Source organism: Streptomyces shenzhenensis, from assembly GCF_003688995.1.
GTDB lineage: Bacteria > Actinomycetota > Actinomycetes > Streptomycetales > Streptomycetaceae > Streptomyces > Streptomyces shenzhenensis_A.
In genome coordinates this window covers 359,781-378,479 of the sequence record NZ_PENI01000003.1, presented here as the reverse complement: position 1 = coordinate 378,479, position 18,699 = coordinate 359,781, and the positions used below count along the sequence as shown (strand labels likewise).

General features: G+C 72.8%; 15 protein-coding genes. 1 reads left to right on the top strand and 14 read right to left on the bottom strand.

Annotated elements, in window-relative coordinates; genetic code table 11:
• Positions 1–76: 76 nt before the first annotated feature.
• Together CTZ28_RS07320 and fmt are read right to left on the bottom strand one after the other, a co-directional pair.
• On the bottom strand, positions 77–1,495 hold the full coding sequence (locus CTZ28_RS07320; RefSeq protein ID WP_121888405.1) for an RsmB/NOP family class I SAM-dependent RNA methyltransferase: 1,419 nt from the start codon (positions 1,493–1,495) through the stop codon (positions 77–79).
• Between the two features lie 78 nt (positions 1,496–1,573).
• A complete protein-coding gene (fmt, locus tag CTZ28_RS07315) occupies positions 1,574–2,506 on the bottom strand; it encodes a methionyl-tRNA formyltransferase (protein ID WP_121888404.1) in 933 nt (310 codons plus the stop codon).
• Positions 2,507–2,781: 275 nt separating this feature from the next.
• On the opposite strand from fmt, the gene CTZ28_RS07310 reads away from it, so the two are divergent.
• Positions 2,782–3,324, top strand: a complete 543-nt coding sequence (locus tag CTZ28_RS07310) for a hypothetical protein (protein ID WP_121888403.1) — start codon at positions 2,782–2,784, stop codon at positions 3,322–3,324.
• A gap of 207 nt (positions 3,325–3,531) precedes the next feature.
• Here CTZ28_RS07310 and CTZ28_RS07305 read toward each other — a convergent pair whose 3' ends face one another.
• The 12 genes from CTZ28_RS07305 to CTZ28_RS07250 all read right to left on the bottom strand — a co-directional run bounded on the left by CTZ28_RS07305 (position 3,532) and on the right by CTZ28_RS07250 (position 18,699).
• On the bottom strand, positions 3,532–5,679 hold the full coding sequence (locus tag CTZ28_RS07305) for a primosomal protein N' (protein WP_121888402.1): 2,148 nt from the start codon (positions 5,677–5,679) through the stop codon (positions 3,532–3,534).
• Between the two features lie 173 nt (positions 5,680–5,852).
• Entirely contained in the window at positions 5,853–7,076 is a 1,224-nt protein-coding gene (gene metK / locus CTZ28_RS07300) for a methionine adenosyltransferase (protein ID WP_121888401.1), read from the bottom strand.
• A gap of 275 nt (positions 7,077–7,351) precedes the next feature.
• On the bottom strand, positions 7,352–8,554 hold the full coding sequence (gene coaBC / locus CTZ28_RS07295; protein ID WP_121888400.1) for a bifunctional phosphopantothenoylcysteine decarboxylase/phosphopantothenate--cysteine ligase CoaBC: 1,203 nt from the start codon (positions 8,552–8,554) through the stop codon (positions 7,352–7,354).
• 168 nt (positions 8,555–8,722) lie between these two features.
• The gene (gene rpoZ / locus CTZ28_RS07290; protein WP_005319902.1) at positions 8,723–8,995 is read right to left on the bottom strand and encodes a DNA-directed RNA polymerase subunit omega; all 273 of its coding nucleotides are present in this window, start codon (positions 8,993–8,995) and stop codon (positions 8,723–8,725) included.
• A gap of 38 nt (positions 8,996–9,033) precedes the next feature.
• Positions 9,034–9,591: a guanylate kinase gene (gmk, locus tag CTZ28_RS07285; protein ID WP_121888399.1), complete on the bottom strand. Its 558-nt coding sequence runs from the start codon at positions 9,589–9,591 to the stop codon at positions 9,034–9,036.
• Positions 9,592–9,628: 37 nt separating this feature from the next.
• Positions 9,629–9,952: an integration host factor gene (locus CTZ28_RS07280; RefSeq protein WP_030810589.1), complete on the bottom strand. Its 324-nt coding sequence runs from the start codon at positions 9,950–9,952 to the stop codon at positions 9,629–9,631.
• 301 nt (positions 9,953–10,253) lie between these two features.
• Complete coding sequence (gene pyrF / locus CTZ28_RS07275; protein ID WP_121888398.1) at positions 10,254–11,156, bottom strand: orotidine-5'-phosphate decarboxylase; 903 nt, start codon at positions 11,154–11,156, stop codon at positions 10,254–10,256.
• Positions 11,153–12,268 (bottom strand): quinone-dependent dihydroorotate dehydrogenase, encoded by a 1,116-nt coding sequence (locus tag CTZ28_RS07270; protein WP_121888397.1) that lies wholly within the window; start codon positions 12,266–12,268, stop codon positions 11,153–11,155. Before CTZ28_RS07270 ends, pyrF begins: the two co-directional genes overlap by 4 nt.
• Positions 12,269–12,334: 66 nt before the next feature.
• Entirely contained in the window at positions 12,335–15,652 is a 3,318-nt protein-coding gene (gene carB, locus CTZ28_RS07265) for a carbamoyl-phosphate synthase large subunit (protein ID WP_121888396.1), read from the bottom strand.
• On the bottom strand, positions 15,645–16,817 hold the full coding sequence (carA, locus tag CTZ28_RS07260; protein WP_121888395.1) for a glutamine-hydrolyzing carbamoyl-phosphate synthase small subunit: 1,173 nt from the start codon (positions 16,815–16,817) through the stop codon (positions 15,645–15,647). Before carA ends, carB begins: the two co-directional genes overlap by 8 nt.
• The gene (locus CTZ28_RS07255; protein ID WP_121888394.1) at positions 16,814–17,416 is read right to left on the bottom strand and encodes a PH-like domain-containing protein; all 603 of its coding nucleotides are present in this window, start codon (positions 17,414–17,416) and stop codon (positions 16,814–16,816) included. The genes carA and CTZ28_RS07255 overlap by 4 nt, the downstream gene beginning before the upstream one ends.
• Complete coding sequence (locus CTZ28_RS07250) at positions 17,413–18,699, bottom strand: dihydroorotase (protein ID WP_121888393.1); 1,287 nt, start codon at positions 18,697–18,699, stop codon at positions 17,413–17,415. Before CTZ28_RS07250 ends, CTZ28_RS07255 begins: the two co-directional genes overlap by 4 nt.

Sequence of the window (18,699 nt, the reverse complement as noted above, 5' to 3'; positions counted from 1 at the left end):
GTCCGTCTGCGGGTCGGTGGGGGGCTGGTCGCGCAGTTCCCCGCGCCCCTGGGTCGGCCGACCCCCCAGCGGTGTTTCAGGCGGTTCGGCGGATCAGGGCCAGGTACATCGCGTCGGTGCCGTGCAGATGCGGCCACAGCTGGATGTCGGGGCCCGCGCCGAGCGCGGGCACCCCCGGCAGCAGCGGGCGGGCGTCGACGAGTTCGGTGTGCGGGCGCTGCTTGAGCACGTCGTCGACGACCGCGCGGGTCTCGGCGAGGTGCGGCGAGCAGGTCGCGTAGCCGACGACGCCGCCGACCCGCACCGAGTCCAGCGCGCCGCGCAGCAGCGCCCGCTGCAGCGGCGCGAAGCCTTCCAGGTCCTCCGGGCGCCGCCGCCAGCGGGCCTCGGGCCGCCTGCGCAGGGCACCGAGACCGGTGCACGGCACGTCCACCAGCACCCGGTCGAAGCTGCCGGGCCGCCACGGCGGCCGGGTCCCGTCGGCGGCGACGACCTGGTACGGCCCCGGGTTGCCGTGCAGCGCCCTGGCCACCAGACCGGCGCGGTGCGGCTGCTTCTCGGCGGCGAGCAGGACGGCCCCGCGCTGGGCGGCCAGCGCCCCGAGCAGCGCGGCCTTGCCGCCGGGCCCCGCGCACCCGTCGAGCCACTTCTCGTCCGGCCCGTCCAGCGGCGCGCCGGCCAGGGCGAGCGCGACCAACTGGCTGCCCTCGTCCTGCACGCCGGCCCGGCTCTCCCGTACCGCGTCGATGGCGCCGGGCTCCCCGCCCTCGGTGAGCCGCACGGCGTACGGCGACCAGCGCCCCGGCACGGCGGCGTCCTCGCGGAGCAGCTCCTGCGGGTCGGCCCGGCCCGGCCGGGCGACGAGCGTCACCTCGGGGCGTTCGTTGTCGGCCTCCAGCAGGTCCTCGATGCCGGCCCGCCCGCCGCCGAGCGAGTCCCACAGCGCGGAGACGACCCAGCGGGGATGCGAGTGCACGACCGCGAGATGGTCCTCCGGGTCCTCGTCGTAGGGCGGTGCCACCGTGGCCAGCCAGCCGTCGAGGTCGTGCTGCGCGACCTTCCGCAGCACCGCGTTGACGAACTTGGCCCGCCCGTCGCCGAGGACCACCCGGGCCAGCTCGACGGAGGCGGACACGGCGGCGTGCGTCGGGATCCGGGTGCCGAGGAGCTGATGCGCGCCGAGGCTGAGCACGTCGAGGACCGGCGGGTCGACCTCGCGCAGCGGCCGGTCGACACAGGCCGCGATGATCGCGTCGTACGTGCCCTGCCGGCGCAGCGTCCCGTACACCAGCTCGGTGGCGAGGGCGGCGTCCCGGACGTCGAAGTCGCCCTTCTCCCGTGCCTTGCGCAGCAGCGGCGGCAGTACGAGGTTGGCGTACGCGTCCCGCTCGTCCACGGCCCGCAGGGCGTCGAAGGCGAGGATGCGGACGGGGTCCTTGTGGGGACGACGGTAGGGCTTGCCGGGCTTGCGGGGCCGGCGGGACTGCTCGCTCACGAAAAAGGTGCTCCGGTGGTGGAAGGGGTGCGCGTCCCAGCGTACGTCGGCAGGACGCCGCGGGCGCCGGACGGGGCGTCAGCCGCCCAGCGTCTCCCCGTCCGCGATCCGCACACCGCGCGCCCAGTCCGCGGCCCGCATCGGCTTCTTGCCCTGGGCCTGCACCCACAGCAGCTCGACGGCGTACGACCCGGTGCCCACGTGGACGCTGTTCTTGCCGACCGCCGGCTGCCCCGCGGCGAGGTCCGTACGCTCGGGCACGGGGGCGACCTGGATGAGCTTGAGCCGCTCGCCGCGGAAGGTGGTCCAGGCGCCCGGTGCCGGGGTGCAGCCGCGCACCACCCGGTCGACGCGCAACGCCGGGGCGTGCCAGTCGACCCGGGCGTCCTCGACGGTGATCTTCGGGGCGACGGTGATGCCGTCCGCCGGCTGCGGTACGGCCTTCAGCGTGCCGTCCTCGATGCCGTCCATGGTCGCGGCGAGCAGCCCGGCGCCGGCGAAGGCGAGCCGGGTGAGCAGATCGCCGCTGGTGTCGGTGTGCCGGATCTCCTCCGTGACCGTCCCGTAGACGGGGCCCGAGTCGAGCCCCTCCTCGATCAGGAAGGTCGAGGCGCCGGTGATCTCGTCCCCCGCCATGAGGGCGTGCTGCACGGGCGCCGCGCCGCGCCAGGCGGGCAGCAGCGAGAAGTGCAGGTTGACCCAGCCGTGGGCGGGGATGTCCAGGGCCACGCGCGGCAGCAGCGCCCCGTAGGCGACGACGGGGCAGCAGTCGGGGGCGATCTCCCTGAGCCGTTCCAGGAACTCGGGATCGCGCGGCTTCGCCGGCTTCAGCACCTCGATCCCGCTCTCCTCCGCCCGCTCGGCCACGGGGGACGCGACCAGCCGGCGCCCGCGCCCGGCCGGCGCGTCGGGCCGCGTGACGACGGCGGCCACCTCGTGCCGCCCGGAGGCGATGAGTGCGTCCAGGGCGGGAACGGCGACCTCGGGGGTACCGGCGAAGACGAGCTTCATGGGCGGGTGGGGGCCTCTCGGGCGGGGGCGGACGGGCAGCGCACCAGTCTATGCCGATGGATCAGCACACGGCCGGGCGCCCGCGTGCGGAGGCCCGGCTTCCGGGGACGGACCACGACCGGTGGTGTACGGGTGGGCCGACGGCGTACGCATAGGTCCACACGCCCCCACACCGTGACCAGCCGAGGGCGAACGCGTTGGTCAAGAAAGAGTTGACCACACCGGGCCGCCATCGGGGCCCGATTCCTTTCAACGCCGGTTCGAGAGGCTTGTTCATGGCCGACCACGCAACTCACGACGCCCAGGCCCGGGCCAGCCTGCACTTGTTGGTGCGGGACATCGAGCGGGTCCGCCGGCAGGTGGACGCACTGCGTACGCTCACCGCCCAGTTGGGCAACGTCTACCGCCCGCGCCGCTCCGGCCCCTCCACGGGCTTCGTCGTCTACGGACGTGCCCCCGCCCCGACCGTCCGGCTCGCCCAGGAACTCCGGGACAGTGTCGAAACCCTGGTCACGGCCGCCGTGGACTTCGACCGCTCGCTCGGCTTCTCGTGGGACGCGGTGGGCTCGGCCCTCGGCGTCACCAAGCAGGCGGTGCACCGCCGTTACGGCGCCCGCCGCGCCGCGACCCAGGCAGCGGCGGAGGCCGAGCGCGCGCAGGAGCCGACGGGCACCCGCGCGGTGAACGTGAACACCGGCCTGCCCACGGTGCCGACCGTCCCCGCGGCCCGCTCGATGCCGACCCAGCCGACCGCGGGCAGCCCCACGCTCCGCGAGGACGTCCGCCCCACGACCTTTCCGGGCCCCCGCAACGGCTGACCCGCGGTCACCCGCCCTCCCGACGCACGCACCGGGAGGGCGACTGCCTGCCCGTGCGGCGAAGCCTCGGACGCGACGGCGCACCGCCGCCGGATCGCCGGCCGTCCGAAGCGCGGCCGACCACCGCCCGATCACCGGCCGCCCCCGGCGCCGGACGCCCGCTCACCCGAGCCTCGACCGCCCGGCCCCAGCCCGGCCGAGGCCCCGTCAGCCGATGTCCGGCGGGTCGATCCGTAGCCGCACCGGCTCGCCGCCGCCCCGTACCATCCGTGCGGCCTGGGCCGTCTTCAGAGCCATCGCGAGTGCGGACCCACTGCCCGGCGGCACCCGGACCAGCGCCCGCTCCCACTGCTCCCCGGGCGGCGGCCCCCCGGTACGCCGCGGCCGTCCGGCGGGCCCGACCGGCATCGGTACCGGCCCCAACACCTCGGCGTCCGGCGGGAGTTCGACCGCCGCCAAGAACTCGGCCACGGCCTGCACCGGGCCCGAGACGGCCGCCATCCGGGACACCGGCGGGAACCCCAGCTCGGCCCGGTCCGCCAGCTCCCGCACCGCGTGCCCCACCGGATCCCAGCGCACCAGCGCCTGGACCGGCCGCAGGGTCGGCTCGGCGACGACCACCACCGTCCCGCCGTCCCCCTGCGGCCGCACCAGCGCCGCGGCCCCGAGCCAGCGGCGCAGCGCGTCCTCGCCGGCCCGCAGGTCCGGCCGGCCGAGCATGGCCCAGCCGTCGAGGAGCAGCGCCGCCGCATAGCCGCCCTCGGCGACCGGCTCAGCCCCCGGTGTGCTCACGACCAGCGCGGGCGCTCCCGGCACCGTGTCCAGCACCTGCTCGCGCCCCGAGGTCCGCACCGGCACCGCCGGGAAGGCCCGCCCCAGTTCCTCGGCGGTCCGCCGCGCCCCCACGATCTGCGCACGCAGCCGGAACGAGCCGCACTCCGGGCAGTGCCAGGCGGCCTCCTCACGACCGCACCAGCCGCACTGCAGCGCCCCCGCGTCCCGCGCCTCCAGCGGCCCGGAGCAGTGCAGGCACCGGGCGGGCGCCCGGCAGGTCGCGCAGGCCAGGCGCGGCACATAGCCGCGCCGGGGCACCTGCACCAGCACCGGCCCGTGCCGCAGCCCGTCCCTGACCACCTGCCAGGCGAGCGTCGGCAGCCGGGCGGCGCGGGCGGCCTCGTCACGCGCGAGGTCGCCGTCCCCCACGGTCCGCACCAGCGCGGCGGAGCGCCGCACCTGCTCCCGGCCGGCGGCCAGGGGCCGCGCCCAGCCGCTCTCCACCAGCTGCGCCGCCTCCACGGTGCAGCTCCAACTCCCGAGCAGAAAAGCGCACTTGTCCAGGGCTGCGCGCAGCAGGAGCACATCCCGGGCATGCGGCTGCGGGGCGTGCGGCTCGCTGTGGCTGTCGTCCCCGTCGTCCCAGATGGCGAGGAGCCCCAGGTTCTGCACCGGCGCGAACATGGCGGCCCGCGTCCCGACGACGGCGCGTACCGCCCCCCGGCGCACGGCGAGCCACTGCCCGTAGCGCTTCTCGGGCCCGGCGTCCGCGGTGAGCAGCGCATGCCGCCCCTGGCCGAGCTGTGCGGTGAGCGCGGCGTCGACCCGGGCGGCGGCGCGTCCGTCCGGTACGACGACGAGCGCGCCGCGCCCCGAGGCGAGCGTGGCGGCGACGGCCAGGGCCAGTTCCTCGCTCCACCGCGGGCCCGGCAGCGCGTTCCACACGGCCCGCGGTGTGCCCCCCGAGGCCAGCGACTCGATGAAGGCCGCCCCGCGCTCGTACCGGGCCCATGGCCCGGCCTCGGGCGGTGCCGGCGGCGTGGGCGGCGTGGGCGACACCCGCCGCTCGGCGCGCGCGCTGCGCGGCGGCACGGCCAGTTGCAGCACATCGGCGAGGCTGCCCGCGTACCGGTCGGCGACGGCCCGCGCGAGCCCCAGCAGCTCCTCGCTCAGCACCGGCTCGGGGGAGACCACCTGGGCCAGCGCGGCCAGCGGCCCTGAGTAGTCGGACTCGGCCCGCCGCTCGACGAGGAATCCGTCGATGAGGCCCCCGCCCTCCCGGCGCCCCTCCCGCACCCGGTGCCGGCCGGCCCCGAATCGGACCCGCACCCGCACCCCGGGCTGTGCCTGCTCGTCCAGCTCCGCGGGCACGGCGTAGTCGAAGTACCGGTCGAGATGGAGTACGCCCTTGTCGACCAGCACCCGCGCGACCGGCAGCTCCTCGGCCAGCGCGGCTCCCCGCCAGGTCCGCGGCTTGGCCCGGGGCACCTTGGCATCGCGCACGCTCTCCCGGATGAGCGCGAGCTGCTCCGGCGGCGCCCCTTCGGCCCCGCCGCCGCCCTGTCCGTTCTCGCTGCTCACGCTTGCATTCTTACCAAACCCCGGCGACAACCGGCGCCTGTCGCCCACACCGACGGCCGGCTCGCGGGGCCCGCGCGTTCCGCGCACCGCCCGTCCCGCAGCGCAGCGAGGCCCGGTTCCCCGCGGGGGAACCGGGCCTCGGTGCCGGGCGTCGTCGGGACTGGTCGTCGGGACTACAGGCCCACGGCCTGGCGCAGGGCGTCCACGCGGTCCGTGCGCTCCCAGGTGAAGTCCGGCAGCTCCCGGCCGAAGTGGCCGTAGGCGGCGGTCTGGGCGTAGATCGGGCGGAGCAGGTCCAGGTCGCGGATGATGGCGGCCGGGCGCAGGTCGAAGACCTCGTCGATGGCCTTCTCGATCCGCTCGGGCTCGACCTTGTGCGTGCCGAAGGTCTCCACGAACAGACCGACCGGCTCGGCCTTGCCGATGGCGTACGCCACCTGGACCTCGCAGCGGGCGGCCAGGCCCGCGGCCACCACGTTCTTCGCCACCCAGCGCATCGCGTACGCGGCCGAGCGGTCCACCTTGGACGGGTCCTTGCCGGAGAACGCGCCACCGCCGTGCCGCGCCATGCCCCCGTACGTGTCGATGATGATCTTCCGGCCGGTCAGGCCCGCGTCACCCATCGGGCCGCCGATCTCGAACCGGCCCGTCGGGTTCACCAGCAGCCGGTAGCCCTCCGTGTCCAGCTTGATGCCCTCGTCCAGCAGCGCCTTCAGCTCCGGCTCGACGACGAACTCACGGATGTCGGGGGCGAGGAGGGACTCCAGGTCGATGTCCGAGGCGTGCTGGCTGGAGACCACGACCGTGTCGAGGCGGACCGCCTTGTCGCCGTCGTACTCGATGGTGACCTGCGTCTTGCCGTCCGGCCGCAGGTAGGGGATCGTGCCGTTCTTGCGGACGTCGGACAGTCGCTTGGACAGCCGGTGCGCCAGGAAGATCGGCAGCGGCATCAGCGTCGGCGTCTCGTCCGTCGCATAGCCGAACATCAGGCCCTGGTCGCCCGCGCCCTGCTGATCCAGCTCGTCGCCGTCCTCCGTGCGGGAGGCACCCTCGACCCGGGACTCGTACGCCGTGTCCACACCTTGGGCGATGTCCGGGGACTGCGCGCCGATCGACACCGACACGCCGCACGAGGCGCCGTCGAAGCCCTTCTTCGAGGAGTCGTAGCCGATCCCCAGGATCGTGCCCCTGACCAGGGTCGCGATGTCCGCGTACGCCTTGGTGGTGACCTCGCCGGCCACATGCACAAGGCCGGTCGTGATCAGCGTCTCCACGGCGACCCGGGACGTCGGGTCCTCACGCAGAAGCGCGTCGAGAATGGTGTCGCTGATCTGGTCAGCGATCTTGTCGGGGTGACCCTCGGTCACGGACTCCGAGGTGAACAGGCGACGGGACACAACGCTCCCTGGGGTTGCAGCGGCTGCTGGCTGATCATTGATGGACGACGCGGGGGCTGCGCCCGGCGACGTCCGACAACAGTTTATCGGTCGCACTCCGTCGCAGGGTCACCCTCCCCCGCCTCCGGCTTCACTCGACCGGGGGGCGCTCCCCCCGGCGCTCGGGGGCGCCGTGACCTGCGGCACGGGCATTCTGCCCAATGCCGGGCCCCGTTGGCCAGAGGCTCCCCGCGGGAATGTCGCGTTCACGAAAACCGTCAAACGATGGAAACAAATCAGGCCAAACGGCCGCCCACCAAGTCCCAGACGGTCTCGGCGAGGGCCTCCTTGGGTCCGTGCGGCACGGGCGTCTCGCTGCCGTCGGCGCCCAATACCACGGCCTCGTTCTCCTCGGAACCAAACGTCTTCCCCTCCCCCACCTCGTTCACCACGAGGAAGTCGCAGCCCTTGCGCGTCAGCTTCGCCCGGCCGTTGGCGAGCACGTCGTCGGTCTCGGCGGCGAAGCCGACGATCACCTGTCCGGGCCGCGCCCGCTCGGCCGAGATCTCCGCGAGGATGTCCGGGTTGCGCACCAGGACGATGGGCTCCGGGTCCTGGCCGTCCTTCTTCTTGATCTTCCCGGTCGCGTAGGCGGCCGGACGGAAGTCGGCCACGGCCGCGGCCATCACCACGGCGTCGGCGTCCGCGGCGGCCTTGAGCACCGCTTCGCGCAGCTGGACCGCCGTGCCGACCCGGACGACGTCCACCCCGGCCGGGTCGGGCAGGCCGGTGTTCGCCGCGACCAAGGTCACCCGGGCGCCCCGCGCGGCGGCCGTGCGCGCGAGGGCGTAGCCCTGCTTGCCGGAGGAGCGGTTGCCGAGGAAGCGGACCGGGTCGAGGGGCTCGCGGGTGCCGCCGGCGGAGACGACGACATGCCGGCCGGTCAGGTCGGGCTCGGTGACCCCGCGGGCCAGCACGCGGCGGCAGACCTCGAAGATCTCCACGGGGTCGGGCAGCCGCCCCTTGCCGGTGTCGACGCCGGTCAGCCGCCCGACCGCGGGCTCGATGACGACGGCGCCACGGCGGCGCAGCGTCGCCACGTTCTCCTGGGTGGCCGGGTGCTCCCACATCTCCGTGTGCATGGCCGGGGCGAAGACGACCGGGCAGCGGGCCGTCAGGAGTGTATTGGTCAGCAGGTCGTCGGCGAGGCCGTGGGCGGCCCTGGCGAGCGTGTCGGCCGTCGCGGGGGCCACCACCACGAGGTCGGCGTGCTGGCCGATGCGGACGTGCGGGACCTCGTGGACGTCGTCCCAGACCTCGGTGGAGACGGGATTGCCGGACAGGGCGGACCAGGTGGCGGCGCCGACGAAGTGCAGCGCGGCGGCGGTGGGGACGACCCGCACATCGTGGCCCGACTCGGTGAATCTGCGCAGCAGCTCACAGGCCTTGTACGCGGCGATGCCGCCGCTGACCCCCAGAACGACCTTCGGCTTGTCCACCGGCTCTCCCCGGACTCGGAACGTACATCCCCATGCTGCATGACGGCGGGGGCACCATCCCCCGCACCCAGAGCAGACCACAGGCCCGGCAGTCCGTGCTGCCGGGCCTGTGGATAAGTCGACCGCAGTCTGAACGTATGACTGCGTGTACTGCTGCTGACCGCAGTGTTACTGCGCCGGGCCCTCGATGGCCTCGGAGGTCAGCAGACCCGCGTTGATCTCGCGCAGGGCGATCGAGAGCGGCTTCTCGTGGACGTGGGTGTCGACGAGCGGACCGACGTACTCAAGCAGGCCCTCGCCGAGCTGCGAGTAGTACGCGTTGATCTGGCGGGCACGCTTGGCCGCGTAGATCACGAGGCTGTACTTCGAGTCGGTGGCCTCAAGCAGCTCGTCGATCGGCGGGTTGATGATGCCCTCGGGCGCGGTGATGGAAGAGGACACGCTCTACCTTCCGAAAGATGGGAAAAGATCAGACACAATCACACAACGTCCATCAAGGCTAGCAGCTCGCGCGCCACATCCTCGACGGAGGTGTTGACCAAGGTCTCGTCGAACTCCGGCTCGGCCGCCAGCTCGATCCTGGCCGCCTCCAGGCGGCGCTCGATCACCTCGGGCGGCTCGGTGCCACGGCCGGTGAGCCTGCGCACCAGCTCCTCCCAGGAGGGCGGAGCCAGGAACACCAGCTGAGCCTCCGGCATGGACTCGCGGACCTGCCGGGCGCCCTGGAGGTCGATCTCCAGGAGGACGGGCTCGCCCGCCTCCAGGCGGTCCAGCACGGCGGCACGCGGCGTGCCGTACCGGTTGTCGGCGAATTCGGCCCACTCCAGCAGCTCACCGTTGGCGATCAGCTTGTCCATCTCCTCGTCGGCGACGAAGAAGTAGTGGACGCCGTGCTGCTCACCGGGGCGGGGCTTGCGGGTGGTCGCCGACACCGAGAGCCAGACCTCGGGGTGTTCCTTGCGCATATGGGCGACGACCGTGCTCTTGCCGACCCCGGAGGGGCCGGAGAGCACGGTCAGCCGCGGACGTTCACTCATGCAGCGATTATTCCAGCAATCCCGGGGTGCCCGGGACTCAGGAGCCGGTGCTGCCGAACTCGCGCTCCAGGGAGGCGATCTGGTTGGAGCCGAGGCCACGCACGCGGCGGCTCTCGGAGATCCCGAGTCGCTCCATGATCTGCTTGGCGCGGACCTTGCCCACGCCAGGCAGGGACTCGAGCAGGGCGGAGACCTTCATCTTGCCGATGACCTCGTTCTCCTGGCCCTGCTTGATGACCTCGTGCAGGGAGGCGCCGGAGTGCTTGAGTCGATTCTTGACCTCGGCCCGCTCCCGGCGAGCCGCGGCGGCCTTTTCGAGCGCGGCTGCGCGCTGTTCAGGGGTAAGGGGCGGAAGAGCCACGCCTACGTCACCTCGGATGTCGAACTGTCGGATACGGACCGGTGAGGAACCTAGTCGCCCCACACCTGGGGAGCCACGAGCAACACGCTTGCCCGCTCTCCCCCACCTGTCTTGAGGGCGTGGGAGGCGCCCCCACTGCTCGGAGACTAGCGGGCAAGTCCGCCAGAGTCAGCGAGAACAGCGGAAAAGTCCTGGTCAGCCTCCACCAGGGCGGACATTTCAGACATATTGCCCCGGATTTGAGGATGTATTCAGACTCAAGGCGTCCCCGCGCCGCTCCCGCGGACACTCGGCGGAGGACTCAGGCACCCGCCACGCCCGCCCTGATCGCGTCCGCGAAGCGTTCCGCGGCTGCCCGCAACGCCCCGACCTCGGGACCGTGACGAAGAACACTCCGGCTGATGTGCGGCACGACGTTGCGCACGGCCGCCCCGAAGAGCGCAGGAAGCTCCGCCGGGGTCGCCCCCTGGGCGCCGATGCCGGGCGCCAGGAGCGGACCGTTGATGTCGAGGTCGTAGGCCGACAGATCGCCCAGCGTGGCGCCCACGACCGCGCCGAACGAGCCGAGGGGGCTCTGCCCCGCGTTCTCCGCGGCGAGGTGCGCCAGCATCGTCGCGCCGACGGTCCGGCCGTCCGCGCGCACCGCGTGCTGCACCTCGGCGCCCTCCGGGTTGGAGGTCAGCGCCAGCACGAACACGCCCGCCCCGCTCTCCCGCGCCAGCGCGATGGCCGGGCTCAGCGAGCCGTAGCCGAGGTACGGCGAGACGGTCAGGGCGTCCGAGAACAGCGGCGCGTCCGGGTGCAGGAAGGCCTCGGCGTAACCCGCCATGGTCGAGCCGATGTCCCCGCGCTTGGCGTCCATGACGACCAGGGCGCCGGCCGCGCGCGCCTCCTGGACCGATGTCTCCAGGACGGCGATCCCGCGCGAGCCGAAGCGCTCGAAGAACGCGCTCTGCGGCTTGAGGACCGCGACCCGGTCGGCCACCGCCTCGACGACCGTACGGCTGAACCGCTCCAGGCCGGCGACGTCGTCGTTTAGGCCCCACTCGGCGAGCAGGGAGGCGTGCGGGTCGATGCCGACGCACAGCGGACCCCGCTCGTCCATGGCGCGGCGCAGCCGGGCGCCGAAGGGTTCGGCCGAGACGTCCTGCGGCCCGGAGGGCCCCGATGCGGGGTGACGGGCGGGTGACGGGTGGGCGCTCATACGGTCTTCCCTGCCTTCTTCACGTCGGCGCCGACCGCGTCGGCGAGGGTGGCGTACGGGCTGGTGCGCAGGCGGGCCGCGAGACCCTTGTGGATCGCGCGGCTCCAGAAGGGCCCCGCGTAGATGAAACCGCTGTAGCCCTGGACCAGAGTGGCACCGGCCAGGATGCGCTGCCAGACGTCCTCGGCGCTCTCGATGCCGCCGACCCCCACCAGGGTGATCCGGTCGCCCACGCGCGCGTAGAGACGGCGCAGCACCTCCAGGGAGCGCGCCTTCAGGGGCGCCCCGGAGAGCCCGCCGGTCTCCGCGACGAGCGACGGGTCCGTCGCCGACCCGAGGCCGTCGCGGGCGATGGTGGTGTTCGTGGCGATGATGCCGTCCAGGCCCAGCTCCACGGCGAGGTCGGCGACGGCGTCGACGTCCTCGTCGGCGAGGTCGGGCGCGATCTTCACCAGCAGCGGCACCCGGCGGGCGGGCACCGTACGGTCGGCGGCCGCGCGGACCGCGGTCAGCAGGGGGCGCAGCGCCTCGGTGGCCTGCAGATCGCGCAGCCCCGGGGTGTTGGGCGACGACACGTTCACGACCAGGTAGTCGGCGTACGGCGCCAGCCGCTCGGCCGACTTCACGTAGTCGGCGACCGCGTCCGCCTCGGGGACGACCTTGGTCTTGCCGATGTTGACGCCCACGACGGTCCGGAAGACGGGCTCGCGCGCGGCCAGCCGGGCGGCGACGGCGAGCGAGCCCTCGTTGTTGAAGCCCATGCGGTTGATCAGCGCCCGGTCGGCGACGAGCCGGAACAGCCGCTTGCGCGGGTTGCCGGGCTGCGCCTCGCCGGTCACCGTGCCGACCTCGACATGGTCGAAGCCGAGCATCGCCATCCCGTCGATCGCGACGGCGTTCTTGTCGAAGCCGGCGGCGAGTCCGAAGGGGCCGTGCATGCGCAGCCCGAACGCCTCGGTGCGCAGCTCCTTGTGGCGGGGGGCGAGGGCGGCGGCGAGGAAGGTGCGCAGCACCGGGACGCGGACGGCGAGCCGGATCCAGCGGAAGGCGAGGTGGTGCGCCTTCTCCGGGTCCATGCGCGTGAAGACGAGACGGAAGAAGAGCTGGTACATGTGGTTGTCCTCAAGAGGAGCCCCAGGACGAGGGGGACACCGTTTCCGGTGTCCCCCTCGGGGCTGCTAGTCGCGGGCCGCGGTCAGGTGCTGCGCGTGTTCCTGGAGCGAGCGGACGCCCACGCCGCCGTGGGTGAGGGCGTCGATGCCCTGGACCGCCGCGGCGAGCGCCTGGACCGTCGTCAGACAGGGCACCGAGCGGGCCACCGCCGCCGTGCGGATCTCGTAGCCGTCGAGGCGGCCGCCGGTGCCGTACGGGGTGTTGACGATGAGGTCGACCTCACCGGCGTGCACGAGCTGGACGATGGTCCGCTCGCCGTTCGGGCCGGTGCCCTCGGACTGCTTGCGCACGACCGTGGCGTTGATGCCGTTGCGCTTGAGGACCTCGGCGGTGCCGGAGGTGGCGAGCAGTTCGAAGCCGTGGGCGACCAGCTCCCGGGCCGGGAAGATCATGGAGCGCTTGTCGCGGTTGGCGACCGAGATGAACGCGCGGCCCTTCGTCGGCAGCGGCCCGTACGCGCCCGCCTGCGACTTGGCGTACGCCGTGCCGAAGACGGAGTCGATGCCCATGACCTCGCCGGTGGAGCGCATCTCCGGACCGAGCACGGTGTCGACGCCCCGGCCGTGGATGTCCCGGAAGCGTGACCAGGGCATGACGGCCTCCTTGACGGAGATCGGCGCGTCCAGCGGCAGCTCGCCGCCGTCGCCGTGCGCCGGGAGCAGTCCCTCGGCGCGCAGCTCGGCGACGGTCGCGCCGAGCGAGATCCGGGCTGCGGCCTTGGCCAGCGGCACCGCGGTCGCCTTCGAGGTGAAGGGGACCGTACGGGAGGCGCGCGGGTTGGCCTCCAGGACGTAGAGGATGTCGCCGGCCAGCGCGAACTGGATGTTGATCAGGCCGCGCACGCCGACGCCCCGGGCGATCGCCTCCGTCGAGGCGCGCAGCCGCTTGATGTCGAAGCCGCCGAGCGTGATCGGCGGCAGCGCGCACGCGGAGTCACCGGAGTGGATGCCGGCCTCCTCGATGTGCTCCATGACACCGCCGAGGTACAGCTCCTCGCCGTCGTAGAGCGCGTCGACGTCGATCTCTATGGCGTCGTCGAGGAACCGGTCGACGAGCACCGGCCGGGAGGGGCTGATCTCGGTCGACTCGGCGATGTAGGAGGCGAGACGGGTCTCGTCGTAGACGATCTCCATGCCGCGCCCGCCGAGGACGTACGAGGGCCGCACCAGGACCGGGTAGCCGATCTCGTCGGCGATGCCCTTGGCCTCCTCGAAGGTGGTGGCCGTGCCGTGCTTGGGGGCCGGAAGGCCGGCCTCCGCGAGGACCCGGCCGAAGGCGCCGCGGTCCTCGGCGGCGTGGATGGCCTCGGGCGGGGTGCCCACGATCGGCACGCCGTTGTCCTTGAGCGCCTGCGCGAGGCCGAGCGGGGTCTGGCCGCCGAGCTGCACCACCACGCCCGCGACCGGGCCGGCCAGCGACTCCGCGTGGACGATCTCCAGCACGTCCTCCAGCGTCAGCGGCTCGAAGTAGAGGCGGTCGGAGGTGTCGTAGTCCGTGGAGACGGTCTCCGGGTTGCAGTTGACCATCACGGTCTCGAACCCGGCGTCGGACAGCGCGAAGGACGCGTGCACGCAGGAGTAGTCGAACTCGATGCCCTGGCCGATGCGGTTGGGCCCGGAGCCCAGGATGATCACCGCGGGCTTCTCGCGCTGAGCGACCTCGTTCTCCTCGTCGTAGGAGGAGTAGAAGTACGGCGTCCGCGCGGCGAACTCGGCCGCACAGGTGTCGACCGTCTTGTACACCGGGCGGATGCCGAGGGCGTGCCGTACCTCGCGGACGACGTCCTCGCGCAGCCCGCGGATCTCGCCGATCTGCTGGTCGGAGAAGCCGTGCCGCTTGGCCTCGGCGAGCAGGTCGGCGGTCAGCTCGGCGGCGGCGCCCAGCTCGTCCGCGATCTCCTTGATCAGGAAGAGCTGGTCCACGAACCACGGGTCGATCCGGGTGTACTCGAAGACCTCCTCGGGCGTGGCGCCCGCGCGGATGGCCTGCATCACGGTGTTGATCCGGCCGTCGGTGGGCCGGACGGACGCGCGCAGCAGCTCGTCCTTGTTCCCGGCGGACCCGGGCGCGCCGACGAACGTGAACTGGCTGCCCTTCTTCTCCAGCGAGCGCAGCGCCTTCTGGAAGGCCTCGGTGAAGTTGCGGCCGATGGCCATGGCCTCGCCGACCGACTTCATGGTGGTGGTCAGCGTGGAGTCGGCGCTCGGGAACTTCTCGAAGGCGAACCGCGGCGCCTTGACGACGACGTAGTCGAGGGTCGGCTCGAAGGAGGCCGGGGTCTCCTGGGTGATGTCGTTCGGGATCTCGTCGAGCGTGTAGCCGACGGCGAGCTTCGCCGCGATCTTGGCGATCGGGAAGCCGGTCGCCTTCGAGGCGAGCGCCGAGGAACGCGACACGCGCGGGTTCATCTCGATGACGATCACGCGGCCGTCGTCGGGGTTCACCGCGAACTGGATGTTGCAGCCGCCGGTGTCCACGCCGACCTCGCGGATCACGGCGATGCCGATGTCGCGCAGGATCTGGTACTCGCGGTCGGTCAGTGTCATCGCCGGGGCGACGGTGATCGAGTCACCGGTGTGCACGCCCATGGGGTCGAAGTTCTCGATGGAGCAGACGACCACGACGTTGTCGTTCTTGTCGCGCATCAGCTCCAGCTCGTACTCCTTCCAGCCGAGGATGGACTCCTCCAGGAGCACCTCGGTGGTCGGGGAGAGCGTGAGGCCCTGGCCGGCGATGCGGCGCAGCTCGTCCTCGTCGTGGGCGAATCCGGAGCCGGCGCCGCCCATGGTGAACGAGGGGCGCACGACGACCGGGTAGCCGCCGAGTTCCTCGACGCCCGCGAGCACCTCGTCCATGGAGTGGCAGATCACGGACCGGGCGGACTCGCCGTGTCCGGTCTTGCGGCGCACCTCCTCCACGACGTCCTTGAACCGGTCGCGGTCCTCGCCCTTGTGGATGGCGTCCACGTTGGCGCCGATCAGCTCGACGCCGTACTTGTCCAGGACGCCGTTGCCGTGCAGCGAGATCGCGGTGTTGAGGGCCGTCTGGCCGCCCAGGGTGGGCAGCAGGGCGTCGGGGCGCTCCTTGGCGATGATCTTCTCGACGAACTCCGGAGTGATCGGCTCGATGTAGGTGGCGTCGGCGATCTCCGGGTCGGTCATGATCGTCGCCGGGTTGGAGTTGACGAGGATGACGCGCAGGCCCTCGGCCCTCAGCACCCGGCACGCCTGCGTGCCTGAGTAGTCGAACTCGGCGGCCTGGCCGATGACGATCGGGCCGGAGCCGATGACCAGGACGGACTGGATATCGGTGCGCTTAGGCACGCTGGCCCTCCATCAGGACTGTGCTCATCAAAGACGTGAAGCGGTCGAACAGGTAGGCGGCGTCGTGCGGGCCCGCTGCCGCTTCGGGGTGGTACTGGACGGAGAAGGCCGGCTGGTCGAGCAGTTGCAGCCCCTCCACGACGTTGTCGTTGAGGCAGACGTGGGACACCTCGGCCCGGCCGAACGGCGTCTCGCTGACCCGGTCGAGCGGCGCGTCGACGGCGAAGCCGTGGTTGTGCGCGGTGACCTCGACCTTGCCGGTCGTACGGTCCTGCACCGGCTGGTTGATGCCCCGGTGGCCGTACTTGAGCTTGTAGGTGCCGAAGCCGAGGGCGCGGCCCAGGATCTGGTTGCCGAAGCAGATCCCGAACAGCGGTGTGCGCCGCTCGAGGACGGCGGTCATCAACGCGACCGGACCGTCGGCGGTGGCCGGGTCGCCGGGCCCGTTGGAGAAGAACACGCCGTCGGGCGCGACGGCGTACACGTCCTCGGGGGTCGCGGTGGCGGGCAGCACATGGACCTCGATGCCCCGCTCGGCCATGCGGTGCGGGGTCATGCCCTTGATCCCGAGGTCGATCGCGGCGACGGTGAACCGCTTCTCCCCGATCGCCGGGACGACGTACGCCTCCGTGGTGGCGACCTCCTCGTAGAGACTCGCGCCCTTCATGTGCGGCTGGGCCTGCACGCGCGCGAGGAGGTCCGCGTCGGGGGCGATCGCGTCGCCGGAGAAGACTCCGGCCCGCATGGAGCCGCGCTCGCGCAGATGGCGGGTGAGGGCGCGGGTGTCGATGCCGGAGATGCCGACGACGCCCTGCGCGACCAGTTCGTCGTCCAGGGACCGCTTGGCGCGCCAGTTGGACGGCACGCGCGCGGGGTCGCGCACCACGTAGCCGGAGACCCAGATGCGGCGGGACTCGTCGTCCTCGTCGTTCCAGCCGGTGTTGCCGATCTGCGGGGCGGTCGCGACGACGATCTGGCGGTCGTACGACGGGTCCGTGAGCGTCTCCTGGTAGCCGGTCATGCCGGTGGAGAACACGGCCTCGCCGAAGGTCTCCCCCACGGCCCCGTAGGCGCGGCCGCGGAAGATCCGGCCGTCCTCCAGGACGAGTACCGCGGGAAGCACCTTCTTCCTCTGCGAGGCGTTCCCCTTCGTGGAGGTCGTCATCGTTCGGCGCCTTCCGTGCTGTCTGTCTTGATCATGGAGTTGAGGGCGTCGACCCACTCGGCGTGCTCGGCCGCGCGGTCGGAGCGGAAGCCGGAGTCGATCAGTCGGTCACCGTGCGCCCAGGTCACGACGAGCAGGCCGCCCTCGGTGAGGACCTTGCCTGCGATGCCCTTGTCGAGCCGGGCCTCGCGCAGCGCTGCGGCGGGGACGAAGAAGTCGGCGGCCCCGGGGCGTACGACGTCAAGGCCCGCGTCCGTCAGCGTCAGCTCGGCGCGGCTGCGGGCGCCCAGGCCGTGCGCCACGATGCGGTCCAGCCACTGCCCGGCGGTGGTGGAGCCGTGGTAGCGGCCGCTCATCGTCAGTGTGACCGGGCCGGGGTCGTCCGGCGGGGACGGGCGGACCGGCAGCGGCGGCAGGTCGCCCTGGAGATGGCCGCGCCACTTCCAGCCCTCGCGCATCAGCCAGTAGACGAGCGCCACGAAGAGGGCGAGCCCGACGAGCCAGCCGATCCGGGCGGCCCAGTCGGTGACCGGGGCCGACTTCTGTTCGGCGGCGAGTGCGGGCGCCAGTCCGGCTGCGAGCAGTGATGCAGGTGTCACGTGAGTTTCCCGTCGACGAGCGTGGCCTTGCCCCGCAGCCAGGTGTGGGTGACACGGCCCGGCAGCTCGCGCCCCTCGTACGGGGTGTTGCGGCTGCGCGAGGCGAAGCCCGCGGGGTCCACCCGGCCACGGTATGCCGTGTCGACCAGGGTGAGGTTGGCGGGCTCGCCTGCCGAGACGGGACGGCCGTGGCCGGTGGCCCGGCCGATCCGCGCGGGCGCGGACGACATGCGGTCGGCGACGCCCGCCCAGTCCAGCAGGCCGGTGTCGACCATGGTCTCCTGGACCACCGACAGCGCGGTCTCCAGGCCGACCATGCCCATGGCGGCCGCAGCCCACTCGCAGTCCTTGTCCTCGTGCGGGTGCGGGGCGTGGTCGGTGGCGACGATGTCGATCGTGCCGTCGGCGAGCGCCTCGCGCAGGGCCCGCACATCACGTTCGGTGCGCAGCGGCGGGTTGACCTTGTAGACCGGGTTGTACGAGCGCACCAGCTCGTCGGTGAGCAGCAGGTGGTGCGGGGTGACCTCGGCGGTGACGGCGATGCCGCGGGACTTGGCCCAGCGGACGATCTCCACGGATCCCGCGGTCGACAGATGGCAGATGTGGACGCGGGAGCCGACGTGGTCGGCGAGCAGGACGTCCCGGGCGATGATCGACTCCTCGGCGACCGCGGGCCAGCCGCCCAGGCCCAGCTCGGCGGAGACGACGCCCTCGTTCATCTGGGCGCCCTCGGTCAGCCGCGGCTCCTGCGCGTGCTGGGCGACGACGCCGCCGAAGGCCTTCACGTACTCCAGCGCGCGCCGCATGATCACGGCGTCGTCGACGCACTTGCCGTCGTCGGAGAAGACGGTGACCCCGGCGGCGGACTCGTGCATGGCGCCCAGCTCGGCGAGCTGCCTGCCCGCGAGGCCGACGGTGACGGCGCCGATCGGCTGCACGTCGCAGTAGCCGTGCTCCTGCCCGAGCCGGTAGACCTGCTCGACCACGCCGGCGGTGTCGGCGACCGGGAAGGTGTTGGCCATGGCGAACACGGCGGTGTAGCCGCCGCAGGCGGCGGCGCGCGTGCCGGTCAGCACGGTCTCGGAGTCCTCGCGGCCGGGCTCGCGCAGATGGGTGTGCAGGTCGACGAGGCCGGGGAGCAGGACTTTCCCCGCGGCGTCGACGACCTCGGCGCCGCCGGCGTCGAGTCCGGTGCCCACCGCGGCGATGGTCTCGCCGTCGATCAGGACGTCCTGCGGTGCGCCGCCGAGCACCTCGGCACCACGGATCAGGATCTTGCTCAT